The sequence below is a fragment of the Nocardia cyriacigeorgica NBRC 100375 genome, assembly GCF_000308555.1.
Lineage (GTDB): Bacteria > Actinomycetota > Actinomycetes > Mycobacteriales > Mycobacteriaceae > Nocardia > Nocardia cyriacigeorgica.
Map to the genome: position 1 here is coordinate 57226 of NZ_BAFY01000129.1, position 24171 is coordinate 81396.

Here is a 24171-nt window from a genome sequence, read left to right on the forward strand (position 1 = left end):
ACCGTACCGGTAGGGACCTTCGGGCCCGGCGAGAGTGGATCTCCGGTCCCCGACGAAGGAGCCGCTGTGATGCCTGTGCCGCTGCGTGACAGTGCGATTCCCAAACATGAACAGTTGCGCGCCATCCTGCTGCACAAATGCACACGCGAACTCCAGCCGGGTGATCTGCTGACCAGCGAGCGCAACCTGATGCAGGACTACGGCGTCAGCCGGATCACCGTGCGCGAGGCGATCGGCCAGCTGGTCAACGAAGGTCATCTGGTGCGCGTGCGCGGCAAAGGGACCTTCGTCGCGCATCGCCCAGTCCAGTCGCGGCTGCATCTGGCGTCGTTCACCGAGGAGATGCGCGCGCAAGGGCACCAGCCGACGACGGTGGTGCTGATCGCCGAGGAGGACGCGGTGCCCGAGGCTTCGGGGCGGGCACTCGGCCTCGACGAGGGGGCGCGCGCCTACCACATCAAGCGGTTGCGCCTGGCCGACGGCGACCCGGTGAGCGTGGACGACGGCTGGTTCCACGCCGGACTGCTGCCGGGCTTGATCGAGGGGGATCTGACCGCCTCCATCTACCAGACCTGCGCCGACCGCTACGGCCGCCCGATCGAACGCGCCACCCAGACCGTCGACGCCACCGCCGCCGACGCCGGCATCGCCGCATTGCTCGGCGTGAAAAGGAATGCGCCCGTGCTGCATTTCGACCGCATCTCCTTCAGCGGCGGCGTCGCGGTCGAACACACGCAGAGCTGGTACCGCTCCGACCGCTACCGGTTGCAGATGGAGGTCGGGCACGAGCGCGAGCCGCGCTGACGGTTCGGGCCCTGCTGCGTTACCGCGGGATCGGAGTCCAAACGAACAGCGTCGCACCGGTTTCGACATCGGTCCCGATAGTGGCCGGGTCGATGGAATCGCGCGCCGAATCCATCACCACGATCGGACAGATGGCCGAGTATCCGGTGCCGTCGATCTCGGCCGGATCGAACCGCACGATCGGCGTGCCGGCGTCGACGTCATCGCCTTCGGCGGCGAGCAGGGCGAACCCGGCGCCCGCGAGCTTCACCGTGTCGATCCCCAGATGCGTGAGCACCCCGACACCATCGGCGCCGAGGATGACGAACGCGTGTGGATGCAGTTTCACGATCGTGCCCGCGATGGGCGCGAGGACGTCGAGGGCGCCACGATCCCGGACCGGGTCGATGGCCACGCCCGAGCCGACCAGCTGACCGGCGAACACCGGATCGGGCACGTCGGCCAGTGCCAGGACCCGCCCCGGAAGTGGCGTCAGGACCGGCACCGTCACAGCAGGTCCTCGATGTCTTCGGCGAGTGTGTCGGCCACCGGCCCCACCACGACCTGCACGACCGAGCCGGACCTGAGCACACCGTGCGCGCCTGCGGCTTTGAGCGCGGCCTCGTCCACCAAGCTCGCGTCCTTCACCTCGGTGCGCAGCCGGGTGATGCAGGCTTCGATCTCGACGATATTGTCGGCGCCGCCGAGGCCGCTGATGATGGCGTCCGCTGTGGACATGTGTTCTCCCTCGTTGGCTTTCCATGCTGGTGCCGGGTGTTACCTGGATCATATGGTCCGATTGACATCGGGCCACTACCTGGTCAAACTGGCAACTGGTTATGACCGGACAGTACCCGTCGGTGGCCCGGCCCATCCGGGTTTCCGCCGGATCCACGGGGGTGTCTCCGGTGGCTCCACCACGGCGAAGCGCCGCGTTCCGGCGACGAAGAAGGTCGATATGGCTGTCGTAGACACTCCGAAGAAGGAATCGGCGGCATTCGCCGGATTGCAGCGTCTGGGACGCAGCCTCATGCTGCCGATCGCGGTGCTGCCCGCCGCGGGCATCCTGCTGCGACTCGGCCAGGACGACCTGCTGGGCCGGTTCTCGGCATTGGCGAGCGCAGCGAGCGTCGTCTCGGCTGCCGGTCAAGCCGTGTTCACTTGGCTCCCATTGATTTTCGCGGTCGGGATCGCCATCGGGTGGGCGAAGAAATCCGACGGATCGACCGCCCTGGCCGCCGTCGTCGGCTACCTGGTGGTCGACGGCGTCTTCGAGGCGATGTCACCGATCGTGCTGGAGGGGGAGACCGACCCGAAGGGCGGTCAGGCGATGATCGATTACGGCGTGCTGGCCGGCATCGTGATGGGACTGCTCTCGGCGCTGCTGTGGCAGCGGTTCTATCGCACCAAGCTGCCGGACTACCTCGGGTTCTTCAACGGCCTGGGGATCGGCGTGCTCATGGCCTTCGCCTACCCGCTGTTCAACGCCGGGCTGACCTGGGTCGGCGAGACCGTCGCGGAGAATTCCGTATTCGGCGGCGGCATCTACGGCACCGCCAACCGGTTGCTGATTCCGACCGGGCTGCACCACATCCTCAATACCACCGTGTGGTTCTTGATCGGCGACTACGAGAACGCGCAGGGCGAAATCGTGCGCGGTGATCTCAACCGCTTCTTCGCCGGCGACCCGAGCGCCGGCACCTTCATGACCGGCTTCTTCCCGATCATAATGTTCGCGCTGCCCGCGGCGGCCCTGGCCATCTGGCGCAACGCCCGCCCCTCGCAGCGCAAACTCGTCGGCGGGATCATGCTCTCCACCGCGCTGACGGCGTTCCTCACCGGGATCACCGAACCGCTGGAGTTCTCCTTCATGTTCGTGGCGTGGCCGCTGTATGTGGTGCACGCGATTCTCACCGGCACCTCGCACGCGCTGGTCAACGCTCTCGGCATCCACGACGGCTTCACCTTCTCGGCCGGATTCATCGACTACGCCCTGAACTTCGGCAAGGCCACCGACGCCTGGCTGCTGATCCCCATCGGCCTCGGTTACGCGGTGATCTACTACCTGCTGTTCAGCTTCGTGATCAAGAAGTGGAACCTGCGCACCCCGGGCCGCGAAGCCGACACCGACGACGAAACCAGCGGCACGGCAACGGAGCCGGTAGCCCACCCGGCCGCCACCACGGAATCCGGCGGCAACTCGGGTGGTGCGCCGGACGCCGAGATCCGCCCGGCCGACAGCCGTCGGCGGCGAGGGTGGACAGCGATCCCGAGAAGAAGCCCGAAGATCGGTGATCATGGCCGAAACCACAGCCGTCGCCGGATCCGCGACGTTCCAGCCCGGGAGACCGAGGGCGGGCCGGCGGTGCTGAGTGTCGGCGGTGAAGCCGGCGGTGACGCGTCGATCCTGTTGCGCGGTCGGATCGTCGGCGCCGGATCCGAGATCGGCGGCGATATCGCTGACGGCATCGTCGAACTCGGCGGCGCGCACATCCGCTGGGCCGGCCCGGCAGCGCGCTATCCGGGCCGCCTACCGCTACCACCGCCGTGCGACTCGATCCTGCTGCCGGGACTGATCGACCTGCACTGCCACGGCGGCGCGGGGGCCGGCTTTCCCGACACCGACGCCGCCGGAGCACGCCACGCCGTGGCCCACCATCGCGCCCACGGAACCACCGGGCTGCTGGGCAGCCTGGTGTCCGCCCCGGCGGCGGACCTGTTGCGGCAGGCGGCCGTGCTCGCCGATCTGGTGGAGCGCGGAGAGCTGCTCGGCATCCATCTGGAGGGGCCGTTTCTGAGCCGGGCCCGGTGCGGCGCACAGGATCCGGCCGCGATCATTCCCGGCGACCCGGAACTGTTCGAACGGATCTGCCTGGCCGCACGGGGCACCGTCCGCTCGATGACCGTTGCTCCGGAAACGGCGAACTTCACGGCCCTGCTCGCGGCGATGCGTGCGCACGGTGTGCTGCCGAGCCTCGGGCACACCGACGCCGACGCGGCCACCACCTCGGCCCGTATCGCCGAAGCCGGAGCGCCGCTGACCGCCACGCACCTGTTCAACGGCATGCCGCCGCTGCACCATCGGTCGCCGGGACCGGTCGCGGCCTGCCTGGCCGCCGCCGGCCGCGGCGAGCTGGTCGTCGAACTGATCGCCGACGGCGTGCATCTGGCCCCCGACACGGTAGCAATGGTCTTCGACACTGTCGGCCCGGAGCGGATCGCCCTGGTCAGCGATGCGATGGCCGCGACGGGCATGAGCGATGGCGATTACCGGCTCGGCCCATTGCGCGTTCGGGTGGAGCAGGCGGTGGCGCGCGTGGTCACCGCCGAGGCCGCCGCGGGTCCGATCGCCGGCGGCACCATGCGGCTGCTGGACGTGGTGCGCCACACCGTCGTCGCGGCGGGTGTGTCGCTGCCCGACGCCGTGGCCGCCGCCACCCGCACCCCGGCGGCGGTGCTCGGCCTCGACTCCGAACGCGGCGTTCTCGCCGCCGGTTACCGCGCCGACGTGATCGTCGCCGACCCCACCTTGCGCGTGCGCCGGGTCTACCACGCCGGCGTGCCGGCCGAGACGGAAGGAACCGCATGGAAATCGTGATCCGGGACGACGAGCGGCAGGTCGCGCACACCGTGGCCGATATCGTCGAGGGCTGCGTGCGTCGCGGAGCCGCGACCCTCGGTCTCGCCACCGGGTCCTCGCCGCTGGGCAGCTACCGCGAACTCGCCCGGCGCAATCGCGAGCACGGCCTGGATTTCTCCGGGTGCCGGGCGTTCCTGCTCGACGAATACATCGGCCTGCCGAAAAGCCATCCGCAGTCCTACTTCTCGGTGATCCGTGCCGAATTCGCCGACCACGTGAACCTCGACCCGGCACAGGTGTATGGCCCGGACGGGGAAGCCGCCGATATCGCGGCCGAAGCCCGACGTTACGACGCGGCCATCGCCGCCTGCGGAGGCATCGACGTGCAGCTGCTCGGGATCGGTACCGACGGCCACGTCGGATTCAACGAACCGAGCTCCGCGCTCACCTCACGCACCCGGGTCAAAACGCTGACCGCCCAGACCCGCCGTGACAACGCGCGGTTCTTCGACGGGCCCGACGCGGTGCCGCGCCACGTACTGACCCAGGGGCTCGGCACCATCGCCGAGGCCAGGCACCTGGTGCTGATCGCCCTCGGCGCCGGAAAGGCCGCCGCCATCGCCGCCGCGGTGGAGGGCCCGCTGACCGCGTTCTGCCCGGCCTCGATCATCCAGTGGCACCGCCACGTCACAGTGGTCGTCGACGAGGCCGCCGCGAGCGCCTTGCGCTTGGCCGACTACTACCGTTACGCGCTCGAACACAAACCGAGCCGGCAGAGCTTCTGAGGACGACGCCGCTTCTGACGACGACGCCGTCGGCCGCCGGACCGGAAGTGGCGCGCGCAGCGCGGGCGCGGCACACTCGACGCCGTGAAACGCATGTCATTCGCAGGGCGCGGCCGCGATCGAGGTGATCGGCGGTGAACGCGCTCGCGCGGGGTGAGAACCGTCCGGCGCCGGCGGATCGGATGACGGTGACCGTGAGCTGTTCGACGCCGGTCGACGTCTCGGCGCTGCTGCTCGGCACCGACGGCAAGGTCCGTGCCGACGGCGACTTCGTCTTCTTCAACCAGCCCGTCGGCCCCGGCGTGGTCTACCGGCACGGGCGCGGCGCGGGCGACATGGTCGATGTGCAGACCAGTGCGCTGCCCGCCGACGTGGACCGCGTCGTCGTCACGGCAAGTCTGGACGGATCCGGCCCGGCCACCTTCGCCGCCGCCGGGTCGCTCGTCGCGACCATCGCCTCCGATGCGGGCACCCTTACCTTCCCGGTCTCCGGACTGACCACCGAATCGGCAGTGGTGTGCGTGGAGATCTATCGGCGCGGCGGGGGCTGGAAGGTCCGCGCGGTCGGCCAGGGCTACGACAACGGCCTGGCGGGCATCGCGACCGCGTTCGGCGTGAACGTCGACGACGAACCCGCACCCGCGCCCGCACCGAGCGCGGGCACGCACTCCCGCACCGATCAGACGATCGTCGCGCCCGCACGCACCGATCCGACCGTGGTCGCGCAACCGGCGGCGAGCGGTTATCCGCCACCGGTCGCGCCCGTGTCCGGTCAGCCGGCCGCCGGCCGGCAGTCGTATTCGCCGCCGCCGGCCTATCCGCCCGCCGCCCCCTACCCGAGTGGACAGGCGCCCGCCGCACCGCCCTATCCACCTGCGCCGTCGTATCCGCCCGCGCCCTCGTACCCCGGTGAGCCGCAACACTATTCGGCGCCCGTCCAGCAGCCGCCCGCCGCCCCTCCGGTCCCGTCCACGTTTTCGTCCCAGCAAGGAGCGCTGCCGATGCACAGCGATCTGTTCGATCCGCGCCACGCCGAGGTATCCGGTGTCGGTATCCAGAAACAGGGCGGCAAGATGATCAAGGTCACCGTCAACGGTGAGGTCATGGCGCGGGCCGGGTCGATGGTGGCCTATCAGGGCGAGTTGCAGTTCCAAGCGCTCGGTTCCGGCGGCATCGGGCGCGCCATCCAGCAGCGTCTCACCGGCGAGGGGGTGCCGCTGATGAAGGTGTCAGGGCGCGGCGACCTGTTCCTGGCCAACAGCGCCGCCGATGTGCACACCATCGATCTCGACGGCACCGACGGCCTCACCATCAACGGCGCCAACGTGCTGGCCTTCGACTCGACCCTGACCTACAACATCGGCCGGGTACAGGGCGCGGCCGGCGTGGCCTCCAATGCCGGGCTGTTCAACTGCGTGTTCACCGGGCGCGGCCGCATCGCCATCACCAGTCACGGCGCGCCGGTGGTGCTCAATGTCGACCAGCCCACCTACGCCGACCCGCAGGCCGCGGTGGCGTGGTCGTCGAGCCTGCAGACCGGCATCAAACGCAACGACTCGTTCGGACTCGGCCGGCTCATGGGCCGCAGCACCGGCGAAGGCACGACGCTGGCGTTCTCCGGCCGCGGATTCGTCATCGTGCAACCCTCGGAGCTGCCGCCGGGCGGGCTGCTGGGCGGCACCGGCGGCGGCCAGGAGGCCGGGCACAGCGGCGGTATGTTCGGCGGCCTGCTCGGGTAGCCGCGGCGGGGCCACGCCATGACTTGTGACGTCATCGCCGTCGGGTCCGGTCGCGATTAGCGTCGGCAGCGACGGTGATTCGACGATCGGAGCGATCATGGGCACACGCGGCGAACATCTCGCAGTGACCGAGGGCGTGCTGCGCCACGGCATGCCGTACCTGGCATTCGGCAGCGGCCGGCCGCTGGTGTTCCTGCGCTGGTTCACCCCCGATCACGCGAACCCGACCGGGTGGATGCGGAGCTCCGAGCTGAAGAAGCTCACCGGGCTGGCTCGCCACTACCGGGTGTACGCGGTGGGCCGGGCGCCGGGTACACCCGCGGGCACCACCATGGCCGATATCGCTGCCGAGCACGCCGACGCCCTGCGCGCCGAGTTCGGTGTGCCGGTCGACGTTCTCGGTGTGTCCTCCGGCGGTTCGATCGCCTTGCAGCTGGCCGCCGACCATCCCGAGGTGGTGCGCAAGCTGGTCGTGGTGTCGGCGGCCTGCCGACTGGATCCGGCCACCCGGATCGGTCAACGCCGTTATGCCGAGGCCGTGCTGGCGGGCGAGCGCGGGCTACACCACATGGCGGTGGTGACCGTCGCCAACCCGGTCGGGGCGCGACTGGTGGGTGCGGCGATGTGGCTGCTGGATCCGCTGATGCGACCGAAGGTGCCCGCCGACCCCCACCACTTCCTGCTCGCCGAAGACGGCTTCGACGTGACCGATCGGCTGGATGAGATCACGGTGCCCACCCTGGTGATCGGTGGTGAGCGCGACGCCTCCTACAGTGCCGACACGTTCCGCCGCACCGCCGACGGCATCCCGGACGGACGGCTGATCCTCTACCCGCGCACCGGTCATATGGCCACGGTCACGCATCCGGACTTCGTCGACGACGTCGTGCGATTCCTCCACGACACACCGGCCTGACCCGCCGCGGGTGCGAACCTGAGAAAACTCATAGCTTCGGCACAGGCTACGACCAGGCGCGACCGGCATCCTGAACCCAGGCAAACACCCTCGGTGATAGTGAGGTGCACGATGGTCGAGCTCGAGGTCACGGGTACGACGGTGACGGTTCATGTGCTCGGAGCGCATCGCCTGCTGGCGCTGCGCGAGCAGATCCGGTTCGATCTGGCATCGGTCACCGCGGTAGCTCCCGCCGAAATCGACCGCCGTCCGCCCTGGGTGCGCGCGCCCGGCACCTTCTTCCCGGGCGTGATCGCGGCGGGCACCTTCCGCGGTAAGGGCCGCAAGGAGTTCTGGGACACCGCCTTCGACGGCCGCGGGGTCCGCATCGATCTGTCCGGCGCCGACTTCACCCGTCTGGTCGTCGATGTCGCGAACCCGGACGAGGTCCTGCGCATGCTGGCGACGGCGGCGGCCGCCTGACAACGGTTCTTCTCCGACGTTCTCGCCACGTCGACTGGCCGGCGTTCACTGCGGCCACTGTCCTGATGGCCGCGGTTCACGGCATGGCTTCCGGGTGCCGATCTCTAGTGCCCACGCCCACGGTCGACTAGCCAAATTTGGCTAATTCGGGTTCCGGCGATAGTCTCGACTAACTAGCCAAATTTGGCTAGTTAGTCGTCAGGAGGCGTGGTGAAGCCTGTTCAACTACTGGTCCTCGGTGCGCTGCGCAGGAGGGGACGCGCGCACGGCTATCAGGTTCGTGCGGATCTCGAATCCTGGGGCGCCCACGAATGGTCGACGGCCACCTCGGGTTCGGTGTATCACGCGCTCAAGAGCATGGCGGCCAAGAAGCTGCTGACCGGGCACGAGAGCGCGGTCTCGGCGGCCGGGGGACCACCGCGGATCGAATACGAGCTGACCGCCGACGGGGAGCGCGAATACTTTGCGCTGTTACGCCAGGCCCTGTCGGACCGTGAGCCCAGCCTGGACGTCCTCGGCGCGGCCATCGGGCTGATCGAAGATCTACCCCGCGCCGAGGCGCTGGAGATGCTGCAACGGCGCGCCACCGCGATGGATGAGTGGCGCCGCAGTATCACCGAACACCTCCCGCCCGGCACCGACCTCGACAGCTGGGGGCCGGTGGGCGAGGTCATCACCCTGTGGCTGTCGACTGCCGACGCCGGCGCCGCGTGGACCCAGCGCCTGATCCGGCGACTCGAGAAGGGTGACTTCACCATGGCCGGTGAGGCCTCGGCACAACCGGGCCGCTAGCGGCCCACGACGATTCTGCGACAAGGACACATCATGGCCGACGAGATCACGGTGCCGCTGCTGCCCTGTCGGTCCGTCGACGAGATGGCCGAGTTCTACACCATGCTCGGCTTTACTCGGACCTACTACCAGACCCGTCCGAACCCATACGTGTCGCTCGAGCGCGAGGGCATACGGCTGGACTTCTTCGGCATGCCGGACTTCGATCCCGCGGATTCCTATGGGACCTGCCTGGTGATCGTGCCCGACACCAGGACACTCTTCGAGGCATTCGCGGCAGGTATGCGGGCAGTGCACGGCAAACTCTTGGTCGCCGGCATCCCGCGGATGACTCGGCCGCGCAGACGCAAGAATGCCGATAATCATTCCGGGTTCACCGTCATCGATCCCGGCGGGAACTGGATCAGGATCGTCGCCGCCGCACCTGAGAAGGAGCAGGCAGGCGGTGGGAAGCTGTCGGTGACGCTGGCGCGCGCGGTCGTCATGGGTGATTCCCATGGCAAACATGAGCGGGCCGCCCAGATCCTGGACGCGGCGCTGGAGCGGGACACGGCGACCGCGACCGCCGCCGAACTGGTCGAGGCCCTGGCCTACCGCGCCGAACTCGCGATCCGGGCCGGGGACACCGCAGCCGCCGTCGCCGCACTGGAACGCGCTCGCGCGATCACGCTCACCGAGACCGAACGCGACAGCCTCGCCGAATCATTGGCCACGCTCGAAGATATCGAGCTCGGCCTGCACTCGGCGCGAATGCCCTGATCAGCGCCGGAACCGGCTCGCCGCACCACGCTCGGGCGGCAGGCATTCCGTAGGATCGGGTCATGACCGAGCGCAAGCCGCCCGATCTGACCTTCGAGTCCTGGATCGACCGACAGGTGCGCGAAGCCACCGAACGCGGTGAGTTCGCGAATCTGGAGGGGGCGGGTAAACCGATTCCCGGCGCGGGCACCGTGGTCGACGAGAACTGGTGGCTGCGTGACTATCTACGCCGCGAAGGTGTGCGCGCCGACGGGATGCTGCCGGAATCGCTGGTCCTGCGCCGCGATATCGAGCAGATCCGCGAGACCGTGCGGGAACTCGATACCGAACGCGAGGTGCGCGCGGCCGTCTCCGAACTCAATCAGCGCATCGTGCGATGGATTCGGGTGCCCACCCCGCCGCAGGTGCCGATCGCCCCGGTCGACGCCGACGAAATCCTCGAATGGTGGCGAACCGAACGCACGCCGCCGCCGCGGCCGCAGGTCCCGCGTGCCGGCCCGGCTGCGAACCGGCCGGCAAGAAGACGCTGGTGGCAGCGTCGCCGCTGATCGACGCGAGCAAGAAAGCCGTTCGTCCGGACCGGCGCTCGACCAGCCGCCACCGGTGCGCTGTCGCCGCTGATCCACGCGAACGAGCAGGCTGTTCGCCTGGCCGGGTACTCGACCAGCGCGTCACCGATGGTGGCGGCGCCGCTGGTTCATCGGCGTGGGTGAACCGGACCGCTCCCTCAACCGGTCTCGTCCAGAACTATGTCCATCACCCGGGCGATGCCTGCCGGGTCGATCGAGGCGGCGGGGTCGTCGAGGTACTGCTGGAGGGCCTGGCGAACGGCCGTCGCCGAGGGTTCGCGTTCGAGCGCCCATCGGGCCGCCGCAGCCTTGCCGGCATGGCGGTTTGTGTGAGCGAAATGCCAGACGCGGCAGGCGGTGAGCACCATGAGCGCGGCGCTTTCCGCGTCGTCGGGGCGGGTGCGCCACTGCTGTAACCAGTAGCGGCCGCGTTCGACGATCCACTCGGGCGGCACCGGGCCGATCACCTCGGACGGCGGCCGGCCCAGCAGGGCGATGCCGTTCTGCCGGACCATCGACAGTTCGGCGGGCAGATCGGGATCCTGCGGCACCGCCTCCTGCACCTCGACGCCGAGCGACGACCCGTCGTAGCGGCCTACGTGCAGTTGAGCGGGCGGGGTCCGCGTGGGTGCGGCGGCGGCCTCAGCACGACATGCAGATCGATGCCGCCGGCCGGGCCGATATCGGCTTCGCGCACCGACCTCTCCAGCGCCGCGCGCATATCGTCGGTCAGCTCGGTATCGCTGACCATCAGCAGATCGATATCGCTGCGCTGCGGCCGGAACTCGCCGGTGGCCAGTGAACCGTGCAGGATCACCGACCTGGTCGCGTCGCCGACGATGGTCGAGCAGCTCTCGGCGAGCCGGGCAGCGGCCGCACGGGCGAGGGACGGAGCGGGATGCGTCACACGGTCATGGCTACCAGAGCGAACGCCGCCGATCCAACGGATTTCCCGTCGGTGCCCGATATGCGCTGCGTGTGTGGGCAGTGAGTCAGACTGTGCGACAAAGCCTTACGGTGTCGTCGGTCGATGGGGGCCGTCTGCGGTCACGCCGCTGCTGCGCTCCCATCCGCGGGCGAACATCCGCATCAGCGCCGGATAGACCAGGACGTACCGGAACGGCAGGATCGCGGCCATGTAGACGCGGCCGAAGAAACCGTTGGGCTTCACCAGGACCGCCATCTGGCCGCGATAGCCGCCGTTGCCGTCGGGGACCCAGCCGATGTGCATGAGCGCGTGCACGGTCCGGTTGGCCATCTCGGCGGCCCATTCGTCGTCGGTGCGATAGACCGACTCGAAGGGAACCGAGTCGAAGGCGGGACCGCGCGCCCCGTCGCGCAGGTCGGCGGGCAGACGCTCGCGCAGGCTGGGGACGCGGGCGCCGACGCCGGAATCGTCGCGGTCCCAGCCGAGCAGGGCGCCGAGCCGCCAGCGGATCGCGAACAGCACCCGATAGATCAACGCCGGTGACTCGCCGTGCGCGCGGTCGGGCGCGGCGATCATGGTGACCAGGCGGTCGAACTCGTCGGGTCCGCCGGGGGTGGGCAGCGCCCACACGTCCTCGACGGTGAAATCCGGGGCCACCTCGTGGATCCGCCAGGGGCGGCAGGTGTGCGCGCTGCGGGGGAGCCGCATCGTCGAGTCTCCATCCGTACGTGGCCCGGGCCGTCAACGCGGCCGGGTCCGGGAAATCAGTGGTCAGGCAGTAATTCTCAAATATACGGTGCCGTATATGTCGATCGTAGCCGTGCCGCCCGCGTTGTCAACGGCGTCGGTAATACTGAAACCATGGTCGCCGTCACCCGAACCCCGAGGACCAGCTGGATCGAGCAGGGCCTGCGCGCACTCGCCTCCGGCGGGCCCGACGCGGTCCGCATCGAGGCATTGGCGCAGGCGCTCGGCGTCACCAAGGGCGGGTTCTACGGCCATTTCGCCGACCGCAATGCCCTGCTCGAGGAAATGCTCGACACCTGGGAACACGAGGCCACCTTCGATGTCCGCGAGCGGGTCGAACGCGAGGGCGGCGACGCACGCGCGAAGGCCAGGCGCGCCGGTGTGCTCACCTTCTCCGACGACCGGCTGCGCCCGATCGACCTCGCCGTGCGCGATTGGGCCCGCCGCGACGACGCCGTGGCCGAACGGCTGCGCCGAGTCGACAACTACCGCATCGGCTACCTGCGAGAACTGCTGAGTACCTTCTGTTCCGACCCCGACGAAGTCGAAGCCCGCAGCCTGCTGGCCTTCAGTCTGGCGGTGGGCACCTACATGATCGCCGCCGAACACGACGGCCGCACCCGCGAGCAGGTCCTCGACCGCGCCTCGGCGTTCTTGCTGCGTACCGACCACGACACCGACGCGACCGCGACCGGATAGACCGGTCCGCTGGCTAGGCTCGGGGTATGGGGCTCAGCGAGATCGCGGCCGAACTGTACGGACTGGACCCGGGCGAATTCGTCGCGGCACGCAAGGAACGGGCGGCACAGGCCAAACGAGCGGGCGACGGCGATCTCGCTGCCGCGGTGGCCGAACTGCGCAAACCGACCGTCGCCGCCTGGACGGTGAACCTGCTGGCCCGCGAAGCCCCCGACGAGGTCGACGCGCTGCTGCGGCTGGGCGAGGCCCTGCGCGAAGCCCAGCGCGAACTCTCCGGCGACGACCTGCGGACGCTGACCAGGCAACGCCAGCAGGTGGTCAATGCGCTGGCCCGGCGCGCGGGCGAGCTGGCCGCCGAGCACGACCACCCTGTCGGCGAACCTGTGCTGCGCGAGGTGGCCACCACCCTGACCGCCGCCCTGGCCGAACCCGACGTGGCCGACCAGGTGCGCGACGGCACTCTGGCGAAGGCGGCCACCTACGAAGGATTCGGCGACGCGGCACCCGCACTCACCGCGGTGCCGGACGCGGATTCCGGTACGGGCCGTCGCAATCGCGCTCGCACCGCCGGCCGCCAGGGCAAGGCGCGGGGACCAAGCCGGGCCGACCGGGCGGCCGAACAACGCAAGGAGGCCGAAGCGGAGCTGGCCGAGGCGCGCCGCACCGCGGAATCGGCCCGCGCAGAAAAGGATTCGACCGAAGGCGAGGCGGCCGAGGCCGAGCGGCGCCTGCGCGAGGCCGACGAGCTGGTTGGTCGTCTACGGGCGGAGCTGACCGCGGCCGAGGAGCAGCACCGTTTCGCCCGCACCGCCGAACGCGCGGCCCGTGAGGCCGCCCGCGCGGCCGCCACCGAACTCGAGCGTGCCCAGCGGCGCGTCGAGCGAGCCGAGCAAGCACTCGCCGACCACGAATCCGGCGGGTGAACACCGCAGGCCCGCGGGCGCGGCGATGACCGGAGGTGCGCCGGACTCAGTCGCCTTCGGTTCTCGCGGCGTGGGTGGGTAGCCGGCGCAGGCCGGCCGACACCTCCTGCACCAGCCCGGTGTAGCTCTCCACCAGTTGCGCGAGCCTGCGCTCGGCGTCGTCGACGCCGGGACGATGCGGGGACCCTTTCGCCTTCAGGTGCCGAACGTGCATATACGCCGCCACGATCCGGTCCACCACCGTGCCGAGGGTTTCGGTGTGCAGGACGGTGCCTCGGCGGTGTTGCGGCACATGGTTTTCGGTCCACACGTCGATCGCGTGGATCAGCGAGTCACGCGTCGTCGCGGAATCGGCGCTGTCCTCCGGCGCGGTGTAGGGGTGCAAGGTCGCCAGATACCGTGCGCAGCGGGTCACCGGATGACGGTCGGCCGTGGTGCCGCCGGAGTCGGTGTGGTCCAGCGCGTCGATGAGGTCCTGTGCGGTGGGCAGACGGCCGGTATCGAGGCCGGCTGCCCAGGGGATGTCGTTGTCGGTCGCTCCGGTGGTCGAGTGCTGTCGTCGCATCGCTGGCCCGCCTCCGCCTAGCGCCCTCCCGCACTCGGACCCGTTCGGCCGCGCGGTGTCGCGGCCGGTGCGCAGGGGCGTGATGTCGACCAGGGTGTCACGGTGGGAGCCTTTCGGTTCGCGGTGGCCGTCCACGGCGCAGGTCGCCTCAGCGGGCGAAAGCAGGTCCGCTCGGCCGATCAATGTCGGATCATCTCGGGGGAGTGGGACCTCGGCCCGCGTCGAGATGCCGTCGCGCGGTCGGCTGGGGCCGGGTGACGCGGCTCTCCGAGGGCAGTGGTCCCGGTGCGCGACGAGGAGGACGGCGGCCGGGTCGTAGCCGGCTGCCGCGCGTCACCGTGGACGGTGGTTGTGGATCGAGTTCTCGGAGAGTCTGTCCCACAGCAGGATTATCGTCGTCGCCGCCCGGTCCCGCTGCGCAATCGGTGAATTGCGATCGCACTTTTGCATATCGACCGCGGTCCGCGCCTGCTGGTGACTGCTCACAGTATTCGCCTGCCGCCACACCGTCGGCGTGTTCGCCCCGCCTGCGGTGTCGGCGGGCGCGGCTACCCTGGGGTGCCATGGATACCGCCCCGGCCGCCCTGGTGGAGCCCGCCGAGCGGGTGCAGCCGGCCTCGGGGAGCGGCTCGACCTGGCGGTTTCCGGCGGTTCGGTGGCCCGCGGCGCTGGTCGCGGCGGCCGCGCTGATCATCGCGCAGTTGGTGCTGCGGGGCTGGGTGGCCGGGTCGGGGTACTTCTATTGGGATGACCTGATCCTCATCGGGCGAGCGGGTAGCAGGTCGCTGTGGTCGCCGGAACTGTTGTTCTACGACCATGACGGGCATTTCATGCCCGCCGCCTTCGCCACCGCCTGGTTGGTGACGGCGATCGCCCCGCTGTCATGGGCCGGTCCGGTGCTCACCATGCTTGTGATGCAGGCGGCGGCCTCGATCGCGGTGCTGCGGATGCTGGTGGTGCTGCTGGGTCCACGGCGGATACTGCTGATGCCGTTGATCTTCTACCTGTTCTGTCCGGTGACGGTGCCCGCCTTCGCTTGGTGGGCGGCCGCTCTCAACGCGCTGCCATTGCAGTTCGCACTGGCCTGGGTGATCGCCGACGCCGTGCTACTCGCGCGCACCGGGCGGCGCCGCTACGCGGTGACCGGGGTTGTCGTGGTCGCGGTGGCGCTGTTGTTCTTCGAGAAGTCGGTGATCGTGCCGTTCGTGGCGTTCGCCGTTGCGGTGCTGGCCCGTTACGTGGTGGGGGAGCGGGGGGCGGTGCGAGCGGTGGTGCGCCGCGGCGCCGCGCTGTGGGTCGGTTCGGCGCTGGTGCTCGGCTGCTGGCTGGTCGCCTACCTCGCCGTCGTCGATCTGGCGTACACGCGCACCGAACCGCGCGATATTCCAGGCCTGCTCCACGCTGCGACCTCGCGCGGGATAGTGCCTACGCTGGTCGGCGGGCCATGGAGCTGGGAGCGGTGGGTGCCGGCGGCGCCGTGGGCGACACCACCGGCGGTGGCGGTCGCGCTCTCGTGGGCTGCGCTGGTGGCGGTGGTGGTGTGGACGATCCGGTCGCGGCCGCGCACGGCGGCGGTCTGGCTGACGCTGGTGGGGTATTTCGCGGTGGCACTGGTGCCGGTGGCGGTGGCGCGCGGTGGGCCCAACAGCGTCGACGAGCTCATGCAATCGCTGCGCTATCTGGCCGATACGGCGGTCGTGCTCACCGCGGCCAGCGCACTGCTGGTATCGGCGCGACCGCGCCATCCCGGGAAGGTGAGCCGCCCGCCGGCCGCTGTGGTCGTGGGGCTGGCGGCAGCGTTCGTCGTGAGCAGCTCGTGGTCCACCGTCACGTATGTGCGTTCCTGGTCCGATGGCACGACCGAGCGTTACCTGACGACCGTCGCCGCGGAACTCGGCGCGCTGGACGCCCCGCTGCTGGAGCAGGAGGTGCCGTGGACCGTGCTGAATCCCACGGCGTATCCGCAGAATCTGGCCAGTCGGGTCCTCTCGCCCATCGCCGGTCCCACCACCTTCGCCGACTCGACTCCGCGGCTGCGCATGATCACCGACACCGGTGACATCGTCGATGCCCAGGTCTGGTGGAACCGCAGCATCCGTCCCGGCCCCGCCCCTGGATGCGGCTACCGCGTGCTGGGCCGCGAAACCGTGCGGTTGCCGTTGGACGGTCCCATGCTCGCGCACGAATGGACCGTTCAGCTGAATTATCTGGCCGGCCGCGACGGCACTGTCTCCCTCGGCTTCGAATACGGTGACCAGGTCGCGGTTCCGGTGCAGAAGGGGCTGCACACCGTCTACGTCCGAGTCGTCGGCAGCGGTTCGGAGCTTCGGCTCGCCGCACGGACGCCCGGTCTCGATCTGTGTATCGCCTCCGGCCCGGTCGGCGTGGCGTCCCACGACAACTGACCCGCGTGGTGCGCCGGGTTCGGAGGCGGAGAAGGCGGTGTTGGTTCAGGCGGGTAGCGATGCAGGAGTATCTTTGCGGATACGTTCATATGCGCATCAACGCATGAGCATCGTCACCTGCCCGGCCTTACTGCGAGAGCCTCGTCATGGAAGGGGGGGGGTATTCCCAAGCTTGGGAAGTTTCTTCACTGAATCGGACAAATCGAAAACGCTTCGGGGGCCGAAGGTTTCGGCACCTTAGGCTATGTGAACTCACTAATCAACTCCCCGTGAAGCTGTTCTTCGCCACAGCCTCCCGCGGGGTAGAGGACGGTCGAATCGGGTAACGTACTGGCGAGTAGCGTCCGTCAGAGCTGATGGGCAGAGTGCGAAATGTTAAGGGACAGTGTTGGATCAGTCCGCCGGGATCGTCCTTCGGCCGGCAACCGCAGGCGATATCGATGAGATCACCCGGGTCGTTGCCGACGCCTTCGAGCACGACGATCCGATCGAGGAGTTCGTCTTCCCCTCGGAGGCCGTGCGGCGACGGAACGCGCCGCGGATGCTCAGGGTGATGTTGAAATACCGGTTCATACCTGCCGGTGGGGCGGAAGTCGCGGTGCGTGACGACGCGATCGTCGGTGCGCTGCTCTGGTATCCGGCCGGGTACCGCCAGAGTCTGTGGCGGGAGGCGGTGTCGGGGCCGCAATTCCTGTGGGCGATGGGCTCAGCCACCCCACGCGGAATGGCCGTCGACGCCGCCCTGGCGCGGATCGCGCCGCAACGCCCGCATCATCTGGTCGTCTATCTCGGCTGCGATCCCGCTGTTCAAGGCGAGGGCGTCGGCACAGCGCTGATGAGATCGCTCGGCGAGCGATCGGATCGGGAAGGCGTGCCGATGTGCGGCATGTGCAAGGACGGCAATGTCCGCTTCTACGAGCCGCTCGGCTTTCGCCGGATCGGGGAGACCGCGATCGGCCGTGGCGGCCCGCGGATGAATGTCCTGATGCGACCGCCTGCGGAGGCGAAGGTCTGATCGAGGCGCGCGTGCGCGGATGAATACGGGCGGCGACATATTTCGCGTGCCCGGAGAACAGGGGGTTCAGGGGTTTATTTCGATGTGGGTGAGGAGTCTTCGTGTCTGATATCGCTATTGTCGGAATCGGTTGCCGTTATGCGGGTGGTATCGATTCTCCGGAATCCTTCTGGGATTTCCTCGTCGACAAACGTGACGGCGTCGTCGACATTCCAGCCGAACGCTGGGACTACCGCCGTTACTACGATCCGGACCGTCGCACTCCCGGCCGCATGTACACCAAGCGCGCCGCGTTCATGACCGGTGACCCCTGGCAGTTCGATCCGGACTTCTTCGGCATTTCGCCCCGTGAAGCCGCAGCCATGGACCCGCAGCAGCGGCTCATCCTGGAAGTCGCGTGGGAGGCACTCGACGACGCGGGTATCGCGGGCACCATCGCGGGCGCGCCGATCGGCGTCTACATCGGTGCGTTCACCATGGACCAGCTGGCGGTATCGATGGCGGGCGAGGCGCTGCCGTTCGTCGACATGCATACCGCCGTCGGCGCGTCCTACACCATGCTGTCCAACCGCATCGCCTACGCGTTGAACATGGTCGGCCCGGCGGTCACCGTGGATACCGCGTGCTCGTCGTCGCTGATCGCAGTGCATCTGGCCTGCCAGGCGCTCGACAGCGGTGACTGCGAGGTCGCGATGGCCGGCGGGGTCACCATGCTGTTGCAGCCGGAACCGTTCGTGTCGATGTGCAAGGGCGGCTTCCTGGCCGCCGATGGCCGTTCCAAGCCCTTCGACGCCTCGGCCGATGGGTACGGCCGCGGCGAGGGCTCGGGCATGGTGGTGCTGAAGAAGCTCGAGGCCGCCGAACGCGATGGTGACCGTATCTACGCCGTCATCAAGGCCACTGGCGCCAACCAGGACGGGCGCACCACGGCCATCACCGTGCCCAATGCCGATCTGCAGGAGGAGTTGGCCAAGAAGGTCACCCGCCGCGCCGGCCTGGCGCCACACGAGATCACGTATGTCGAGGCGCACGGCACCGGGACGCCGGTCGGCGATCCGCTGGAACTGCAGGCGATCGGGCGCGCCTACGGCAAGGTCGAGGGCCGTGACACACCGCTCGGTGTCGGCTCGGTGAAGGCGCAACTCGGGCACACCGAGGCGGCCTCGGGTGTCGCCAGCATCATCAAGTCGGCGCTGGCGATCTCGCATCGCACCATCGCGCCGCAGGGCTGGCTCGACCAGCCCAATCCCGATATCCCGTTCGACGAGCTGAACCTCGCGATCCAGCTGGAAGCCGAACCGGTCGGACCCGAAGTCGAGCGAATGACGGTGGCGGTCAACGGTTTCGGTTACGGCGGCACCAACGCCCACGCGATCTTGCAGGAATACCGTCCGGCGGTCACCGTCGACCGTGAGCCCAAGCATTTCGGTGTGCTGCCGATCTCGGCGCGCAGTGAGCAGGCCGCCCGCGATCTGGCGAAGGGTTTCGCCGAGCGCATCGCCGACGGCGCCGACCCCGGCCATCTCGCGGAAGCGGCGTGGACACGACGTCAGCACCATCCCTTCCGCACCGCCCTCACCTTCGCCGACGACACCGAACTGGTTCACGCGCTGGTCGATTTCGCCTCCGGTGCGGGCCGCGCCGCCACCAAGGTGATTCCGCGGAAGACCGACGAGCCGGTCTTCGTCTTCACCGGCATGGGCCCGCAGTGGTGGGCGATGGGCCGGGAACTGTTGCAGACCCCGGGCGTATTCGCCGAGGAGGCGGCCCGGATCGATGCGGTCTTCCGGGAGATCTCGGGCTGGTCCATCATCGAGGAACTGCTGCGCCCGGAGGAGGAATCGAAGGTCACCACCACCGCGGTGGCGCAGCCGGCCAACTTCCTGGTGCAGGTGTCGCTGTGCGCGTTGCTGGGCGAGCTGGGTGTGCGGCCGGCGGCGGTGGTCGGCCATAGTGTGGGCGAGGTGTCGGCGGCTTATGTCACCGGCATGCTGTCGCTGCACGACGCACTGCTGGTGAGCTACCACCGGGCACGGTTGCAGGCGACCACCGCGGGAACCGGCGGCATGCTGGCGGTCGGATTGGCGCCCGCGGCGGCCGCCGAACTCATCGCCGGTGACGATCGCGTCGATATCGCCGCGATCAACAGCCCCAACGCCGTGACCCTCGCCGGAGCGGTCGAGCGGCTGGACGAGATCGCCGAACAGCTCACCGAACAGGGCACGTTCGCCAAGCGGCTGCACGTCGAGGTGCCCTACCACAGCTATCTGATGGAGCCGATCCTCGATGAGCTGCGCACGGTGCTGGCGGATCTGCGGCTGTCGGATCCGGTGCTTCCGCTGTACTCGACCGTGACCGGTGCGCTGGTCACCAGCGGTGATTGGGACGCGCAGTACTGGTGCGCCAATGTTTGGCAGCCGGTGCGCTTCGCCGACGCCGTCACCGCGCTGGTGGGCGCGGGCAGCCGGGTGTTCGTCGAGGTCGGTCCGCATCCGGTGCTCGGCGCCAATATCCGCGAGATCCTGATCGGGGCGGGCGAAACCGGCACCAGCATCGCCACTCTCAGCCGCAAACAGCCCGACTCCGCGAGCATTCGCCAGACCATCGGCGGCCTGTACACCGCGGGCGTGCTCGATATCGACGCGCTGTTCGCCGGCCATTCGGTCACCCCGCACATCGACCTGCCGCGCTACCCCTGGCAGCGCACCCTGCTGCACAACGAGCTGCCCGGACTCACCCAGCGCAAATACGGCACCCCGGGCGGGTACCCGATGCTCGGCGATCCGGACCTGATGGACCCCGCGACATGGACAGTCGAGTTGAGTCCGGCCGCGATGCCATGGCTGGACGACCACGTCGTCGGCGGCGCCCGGATCCTGCCCGGCGCGGCCTACCTCGACGCCGCGTTGAGCGCTGCCGCCCTGCGGAACGAGGCAGCCACGGTCGCGGTCGAAGACGTCCGTTTCGTCGCGCCGCTGATCATCGCCGACGGTGCGGCGCCGGTGGTCGAATTCACGGTGGAGGAGTCCACCCAACGCTTCACCATCCGCTCACGCGGCGCCGCCGAATCGGCCTGGACCATCAATGCGCTGGGCCGCTTGGTCGCAGGCAGCTACGAACCATCGAAGGTGGAACTGCCCGACGCGGCGGGCATGGTCGAGATCGACCCGGCAGCCTTCTACGCCGGTCTCGCCGAACGCGGACTGGCCTACGGACCGGCCTTCCGACGCGCCACCTCGGTGCGGATCGCCGACTCCACCGTGCTGGCCACCCTCGACGGCAGCATCGCCCGCGACTCCGGCCATCTCGCGCACCCGTGCGTGGTGGACGCGGCGTTGCAGAGCGTGGCCGCGCTGCTGGCCGGGACCGCCAATTCGCAGGACGGTGCCATGGTCCCGGTGGGCGTCGACGGCGTGCGTGCCTTCACCAGGATCCCGGATCAGGTGATCGTGGTGGCCCGCCTCGACACCGGCGGCGAGCCCACCGCCGATATCGACCTGCTCGACGCCGAACACAATCTGGTGATGCGCATCGCCGGCATGCGCTTCGGGTCGATCACGCCGGGACGTACTGCGCTGCAACGGATGACCGACTTCTTCTACGAAGACCGCTGGGAGATGCGTGATCCGGTGGATCGCAGCGGGCTCCCCGCACCGGAAACCGCGTTCACCCTCGTGATCGAGCTCGGGTCGCAGGTCAGCGAGCGGGCCAGGCGGGTCGCGGGTACCGCAGTGCGGTCCGAGATCGTCACCGTCGGTGATCCGGCTCGCGCGGACCTGGAGAACGCGATGCTCGAGCGGGTGCGCGCCGCCGCGGCCGTCGACGGTGTCGAGCGCGTGCATGTGGTGATCGTGGCCGGTTCGGAATACTCCGACATGGACAACCTGTGGACGCTGCGCAGACTGGCGGTGATGCTCGAAGGCTTCCTCGAGGACTGGCTCGAACAGCGCTCGGCCGAGGTATCGATCATCGGTGACGGTTCCATCCACCTGACCCTCATCACCGAGCATGCCTTCGCCCATCCGCAGGACGAACTACCGCCGAACCCGAGCCACGCGGCCTTGGCCGGCGCCCGCCGGGTGTTGCTGAACGAACAGCCGCGGCTGCGGTGGCGGCTGGTCGACGTCGACGCCGAGACCGGTGACGCGGAGCTGGCCGCCGAACTGGCCATCGGCGGCGCCTTCACCTACGACCACTCCGACGAGGTCTTCCTGCGCAACGGCCTGCGCTGGGTGACGGTGGTCGAGGCGTCGCTGCCCGGCCGGATCGACGCCATGGACGAGGCGGTGCCACTGGAGGATCCGGAGGCCAACTTCACCCTGGAACTGCCCAAGTCGCGGGTGCTGTCGCGGTTGGGCTGGCGGCGCTGCGATCGCCGCGAACCCGGACCGAACGAGGTCGAGATCCGCATCCGGGCGGTAGGCCTCAACTACAAGGACCCGCTGAAGGTGATCGGTGTGCTCACCGAACGCGAACTCGCGGGCACCTTCTTCGGCACCACGCCGGGTATGGAAGGCATCGGCACGGTGGTCCGGGCCGGGTCGCAGGTCGAGCACGTGGCCGTCGGTGACCAGGTCAGCCTCGGATCCAAGGGCATGATCAGCCGCTTCCACACCACCGACGCCGATCTGGTGCGCAAACTCGCCCCCGACGTGGATCCGGCGCACTGCACCAACGCCACCGCCTTCGCCACCGCCGAGCATTCGCTGCTGGAGCTGGCGCGGGTGCAGCCGGGGGAGACGGTGCTGGTGCACGGCGCCGCCGGTGGTGTCGGTGCGGCCGCGGTGCAGATCGCCAAGGCACACGGCGCGCAGGTGATCGGCACGGCGAGCACCGACGAGCGGCGCGCTTATGTGTTGTCGCAGGGCGCCGACCACGTGCTCAACTCGCGGTCGCTGAACTTCGTCGACGATGTGCTCGGCCTGACCGAGGGCCGCGGGGCAGATGTGATCATCTCCTCGGCGCCCGGTGAGATCCTGCGCCAGAACTTCAAGGCCATCGCCGAATTCGGCCGGATCGTCGAGGTCGGCAAGGCCGACATCTACACCGGCGGCATGCTCGACCTACGCCATTTCGACAAGAACGTCTCCTACCACTCGATGGACCTGGACCGGATGCTGGCGTTGCGCCGCCACGACACCGTCGAACTGGTGCAGCGCAGCTACACCACCATCGCCGCGGGCACCTACCGGCCGCTGCCGTACGAGTCCTACGGGACCGCCGAGGTGGCCAAGGCGTTCGAGGAGGTGGCGCGGTCGAGCAAGATCGGCCGGGTGGCGCTGAACCTGGAAGACGACGCGCCGCTGGTGCGGCCGCAGATCCCCGAGGTCGTCATCGACCCGGCGGGCCAGTACCTGATCACCGGTGGTTTCGGTGCCTTCGGCCTGGCCATGGGGCGCTGGCTGGTGAGTAAGGGCGTCACCCGGTTGACGCTGCTCGGGCGCAGTGGCGCCACCACCGAGGCGGCCCGGCAACAGCTGGCCATCTGGCAGGACAAGGGCGTGCAGGTCACCACCGAACGCGTCGATGTCACCGACCCGGAGGCCATCGCCGCCGTCATCGCGCGGGCGCACACACCGGAGCACCCGTTGCGCGGGGTCTTCCACACCGCCGGTGTGGTGGACGACAAGCGCATCTCGGTGATGGATCGCGACAGCCTGGCCTCGGTGTTCCGGCCCAAGGTCGACGGTGTGCGCGCACTGCTGCACGGACTCACCGCCGCCGGCGCCGAGCTCGACATGTTCATCCTGTTCTCCTCCGGCAGCGCGATTTTCGGTGGTGTGGGCCAATACGCCTACACCGCGGCGAATCTCACCTTGCAGGCGGTGGCCGATGTGGTGGTGCGCGAGGGCGGCAAGGCGCTGGCCGTCGGCTGGGGCCACATGTCCGGTGGCGGTATGGCCGCCGCGGACGAGAACCTCGCCCGCTATCTGCGCAATACCGGTTTCGACTCCATCGATATGGACGAGTCCACCGAGTACCTGGAAGAAGCGCTGAAGCTGGGCCTGCACCACTACGGTGCGATCTTCCCGATCGACTGGGGCAAGGTCGATGCCACCGCGCCGTTCTTCGGGATGACCGGGCGGGTGGAGGCGCAGATCGCCGCGGCCGCCAAGGACGATTCGGCCGCCGCCCAGCTGGCCGCCGCGCTGCGCGAGCTCGACGAGGGCAAACGCAACGACGTGGTCGCGCATATGCTCGCCGAGCAACTCGCCTCGGTGATGGGCGTGTCGGCCGAATCGATCGACCTGACGGTGCCGGTGCCCGAACTCGGTCTCGACTCGCTGATGGCAGTGGAGTTCGGTGCGCTGATCACCAAATCCCTCGGAGTCGACATGGCCTCGCTGCAGATGGGCCGCACCTTCACCCTCGAACAGGCGGGCGCGAAGGTCGCCGCGTATCTGGTCGAGGGCAGCGCGACGCCGTCGGCCGCGATCACGGCACCGGCGGCCGCGGCGGCGGAACCGGCTGCCGCAGAGGCGAAGACAGAGGCGAACGCATGAG

Annotated in this window: 19 protein-coding genes and 2 pseudogenes; 15 read left to right on the forward strand and 6 right to left on the reverse strand. The window is 69.1% G+C overall.

What is annotated here, in order from left to right; all coding sequences use genetic code 11:
• Nucleotides 1-66: 66 nt before the first annotated feature.
• Nucleotides 67-804 (forward strand): GntR family transcriptional regulator, encoded by a 738-nt coding sequence (locus RJ05_RS12370; RefSeq protein ID WP_036537054.1) that lies wholly within the window; start codon nt 67-69, stop codon nt 802-804.
• Nucleotides 805-823: 19 nt separating this feature from the next.
• Here RJ05_RS12370 and RJ05_RS12375 read toward each other — a convergent pair whose 3' ends face one another.
• Nucleotides 824-1294: a PTS sugar transporter subunit IIA gene (locus RJ05_RS12375; RefSeq protein ID WP_036537057.1), complete on the reverse strand. Its 471-nt coding sequence runs from the start codon at nt 1292-1294 to the stop codon at nt 824-826.
• Nucleotides 1291-1530 (reverse strand): annotated as a pseudogene (locus tag RJ05_RS12380) (PTS sugar transporter subunit IIB); the annotation flags it as partial. The gene RJ05_RS12375 and the pseudogene RJ05_RS12380, both read right to left, overlap by 4 nt.
• Nucleotides 1531-1741: 211 nt before the next feature.
• Between RJ05_RS12380 and RJ05_RS12385 the strand changes: the two are divergent.
• From RJ05_RS12385 to RJ05_RS12425, 9 genes and pseudogenes are all read left to right on the forward strand, one after another.
• Nucleotides 1742-2920: pseudogene (locus RJ05_RS12385) on the forward strand (PTS transporter subunit EIIC); the annotation flags it as partial.
• Between the two features lie 267 nt (nt 2921-3187).
• Complete coding sequence (locus RJ05_RS12390) at nt 3188-4381, forward strand: N-acetylglucosamine-6-phosphate deacetylase (protein WP_036537132.1); 1194 nt, start codon at nt 3188-3190, stop codon at nt 4379-4381.
• The gene (nagB, locus tag RJ05_RS12395; protein ID WP_036537061.1) at nt 4369-5148 is read left to right on the forward strand and encodes a glucosamine-6-phosphate deaminase; all 780 of its coding nucleotides are present in this window, start codon (nt 4369-4371) and stop codon (nt 5146-5148) included. Before RJ05_RS12390 ends, nagB begins: the two co-directional genes overlap by 13 nt.
• 134 nt (nt 5149-5282) lie before the next feature.
• On the forward strand, nt 5283-6887 hold the full coding sequence (locus RJ05_RS12400; RefSeq protein ID WP_036537063.1) for an AIM24 family protein: 1605 nt from the start codon (nt 5283-5285) through the stop codon (nt 6885-6887).
• 97 nt (nt 6888-6984) lie between these two features.
• On the forward strand, nt 6985-7803 hold the full coding sequence (locus RJ05_RS12405; protein ID WP_036537066.1) for an alpha/beta fold hydrolase: 819 nt from the start codon (nt 6985-6987) through the stop codon (nt 7801-7803).
• Between the two features lie 111 nt (nt 7804-7914).
• Nucleotides 7915-8265 carry a hypothetical protein gene (locus RJ05_RS12410; RefSeq protein ID WP_036537067.1) on the forward strand — a complete coding sequence of 117 codons (351 nt, stop codon included), beginning with the start codon at nt 7915-7917 and terminating at the stop codon, nt 8263-8265.
• Between the two features lie 210 nt (nt 8266-8475).
• Nucleotides 8476-9057: a PadR family transcriptional regulator gene (locus RJ05_RS12415; protein WP_036537134.1), complete on the forward strand. Its 582-nt coding sequence runs from the start codon at nt 8476-8478 to the stop codon at nt 9055-9057.
• A 33-nt stretch (nt 9058-9090) separates the two neighbouring features.
• Nucleotides 9091-9816, forward strand: coding sequence for a DUF8817 family protein (locus RJ05_RS12420; RefSeq protein WP_036537069.1), 726 nt, complete (start codon nt 9091-9093; stop codon nt 9814-9816).
• Between the two features lie 62 nt (nt 9817-9878).
• On the forward strand, nt 9879-10364 hold the full coding sequence (locus RJ05_RS12425) for a DnaJ family domain-containing protein (RefSeq protein WP_036537072.1): 486 nt from the start codon (nt 9879-9881) through the stop codon (nt 10362-10364).
• 179 nt (nt 10365-10543) lie between these two features.
• On the opposite strand, the gene RJ05_RS12430 is transcribed toward RJ05_RS12425, so the two are convergent.
• From RJ05_RS12430 to RJ05_RS12440, 3 genes are all read right to left on the reverse strand, one after another.
• Nucleotides 10544-10936 carry an aminoglycoside adenylyltransferase domain-containing protein gene (locus tag RJ05_RS12430; protein WP_138445607.1) on the reverse strand — a complete coding sequence of 131 codons (393 nt, stop codon included), beginning with the start codon at nt 10934-10936 and terminating at the stop codon, nt 10544-10546.
• Between the two features lie 44 nt (nt 10937-10980).
• Nucleotides 10981-11292, reverse strand: a complete 312-nt coding sequence (locus RJ05_RS12435) for a nucleotidyltransferase domain-containing protein (RefSeq protein WP_036537074.1) — start codon at nt 11290-11292, stop codon at nt 10981-10983.
• 105 nt (nt 11293-11397) lie between these two features.
• The gene (locus RJ05_RS12440) at nt 11398-12021 is read right to left on the reverse strand and encodes a DUF2867 domain-containing protein (protein WP_036537077.1); all 624 of its coding nucleotides are present in this window, start codon (nt 12019-12021) and stop codon (nt 11398-11400) included.
• A gap of 153 nt (nt 12022-12174) precedes the next feature.
• Between RJ05_RS12440 and RJ05_RS12445 the strand changes: the two genes are divergently transcribed.
• On the forward strand, nt 12175-12759 hold the full coding sequence (locus tag RJ05_RS12445; RefSeq protein ID WP_036537078.1) for a TetR/AcrR family transcriptional regulator: 585 nt from the start codon (nt 12175-12177) through the stop codon (nt 12757-12759).
• Between the two features lie 26 nt (nt 12760-12785).
• Entirely contained in the window at nt 12786-13682 is an 897-nt protein-coding gene (locus tag RJ05_RS12450; RefSeq protein WP_036537080.1) for a coiled-coil domain-containing protein, read from the forward strand.
• 46 nt (nt 13683-13728) lie between these two features.
• Here the strand turns inward: RJ05_RS12450 and RJ05_RS29355 are convergent, their stop codons facing one another.
• A complete protein-coding gene (locus RJ05_RS29355) occupies nt 13729-14247 on the reverse strand; it encodes a DUF4254 domain-containing protein (RefSeq protein WP_138445606.1) in 519 nt (172 codons plus the stop codon).
• A 563-nt stretch (nt 14248-14810) separates the two neighbouring features.
• Here RJ05_RS29355 and RJ05_RS12460 point away from each other — a divergent pair.
• The 3 genes from RJ05_RS12460 (at nt 14811) to RJ05_RS12470 (ending at nt 24170) form a co-directional block, all read left to right on the forward strand.
• Nucleotides 14811-16652 (forward strand): hypothetical protein, encoded by a 1842-nt coding sequence (locus RJ05_RS12460; protein ID WP_228828792.1) that lies wholly within the window; start codon nt 14811-14813, stop codon nt 16650-16652.
• 385 nt (nt 16653-17037) lie between these two features.
• Nucleotides 17038-17667: a GNAT family N-acetyltransferase gene (locus RJ05_RS12465; RefSeq protein WP_234012243.1), complete on the forward strand. Its 630-nt coding sequence runs from the start codon at nt 17038-17040 to the stop codon at nt 17665-17667.
• A gap of 101 nt (nt 17668-17768) precedes the next feature.
• Entirely contained in the window at nt 17769-24170 is a 6402-nt protein-coding gene (locus RJ05_RS12470) for a type I polyketide synthase (RefSeq protein WP_036537086.1), read from the forward strand.
• Nucleotide 24171 lies beyond the last annotated feature (1 nt).

What these genes read in the sequence shown, in the direction of transcription:
- RJ05_RS12425 (WP_036537072.1), top strand. Translation starts at nt 9,879, where the DNA reads ATGACCGAGCGCAAGCCGCCCGATCTGACCTTCGAGTCCTGGATCGAC.
- RJ05_RS12405 (WP_036537066.1), top strand. Translation starts at nt 6,985, where the DNA reads ATGGGCACACGCGGCGAACATCTCGCAGTGACCGAGGGCGTGCTGCGC.
- RJ05_RS12460 (WP_228828792.1), top strand. Translation starts at nt 14,811, where the DNA reads ATGGATACCGCCCCGGCCGCCCTGGTGGAGCCCGCCGAGCGGGTGCAG.
- RJ05_RS12445 (WP_036537078.1), top strand. Translation starts at nt 12,175, where the DNA reads ATGGTCGCCGTCACCCGAACCCCGAGGACCAGCTGGATCGAGCAGGGC.
- RJ05_RS12440 (WP_036537077.1), bottom strand. Translation starts at nt 12,021, where the DNA reads ATGCGGCTCCCCCGCAGCGCGCACACCTGCCGCCCCTGGCGGATCCAC.
- RJ05_RS29355 (WP_138445606.1), bottom strand. Translation starts at nt 14,247, where the DNA reads ATGCGACGACAGCACTCGACCACCGGAGCGACCGACAACGACATCCCC.
- RJ05_RS12410 (WP_036537067.1), top strand. Translation starts at nt 7,915, where the DNA reads ATGGTCGAGCTCGAGGTCACGGGTACGACGGTGACGGTTCATGTGCTC.
- RJ05_RS12420 (WP_036537069.1), top strand. Translation starts at nt 9,091, where the DNA reads ATGGCCGACGAGATCACGGTGCCGCTGCTGCCCTGTCGGTCCGTCGAC.
- nagB (WP_036537061.1), top strand. Translation starts at nt 4,369, where the DNA reads ATGGAAATCGTGATCCGGGACGACGAGCGGCAGGTCGCGCACACCGTG.
- RJ05_RS12450 (WP_036537080.1), top strand. Translation starts at nt 12,786, where the DNA reads ATGGGGCTCAGCGAGATCGCGGCCGAACTGTACGGACTGGACCCGGGC.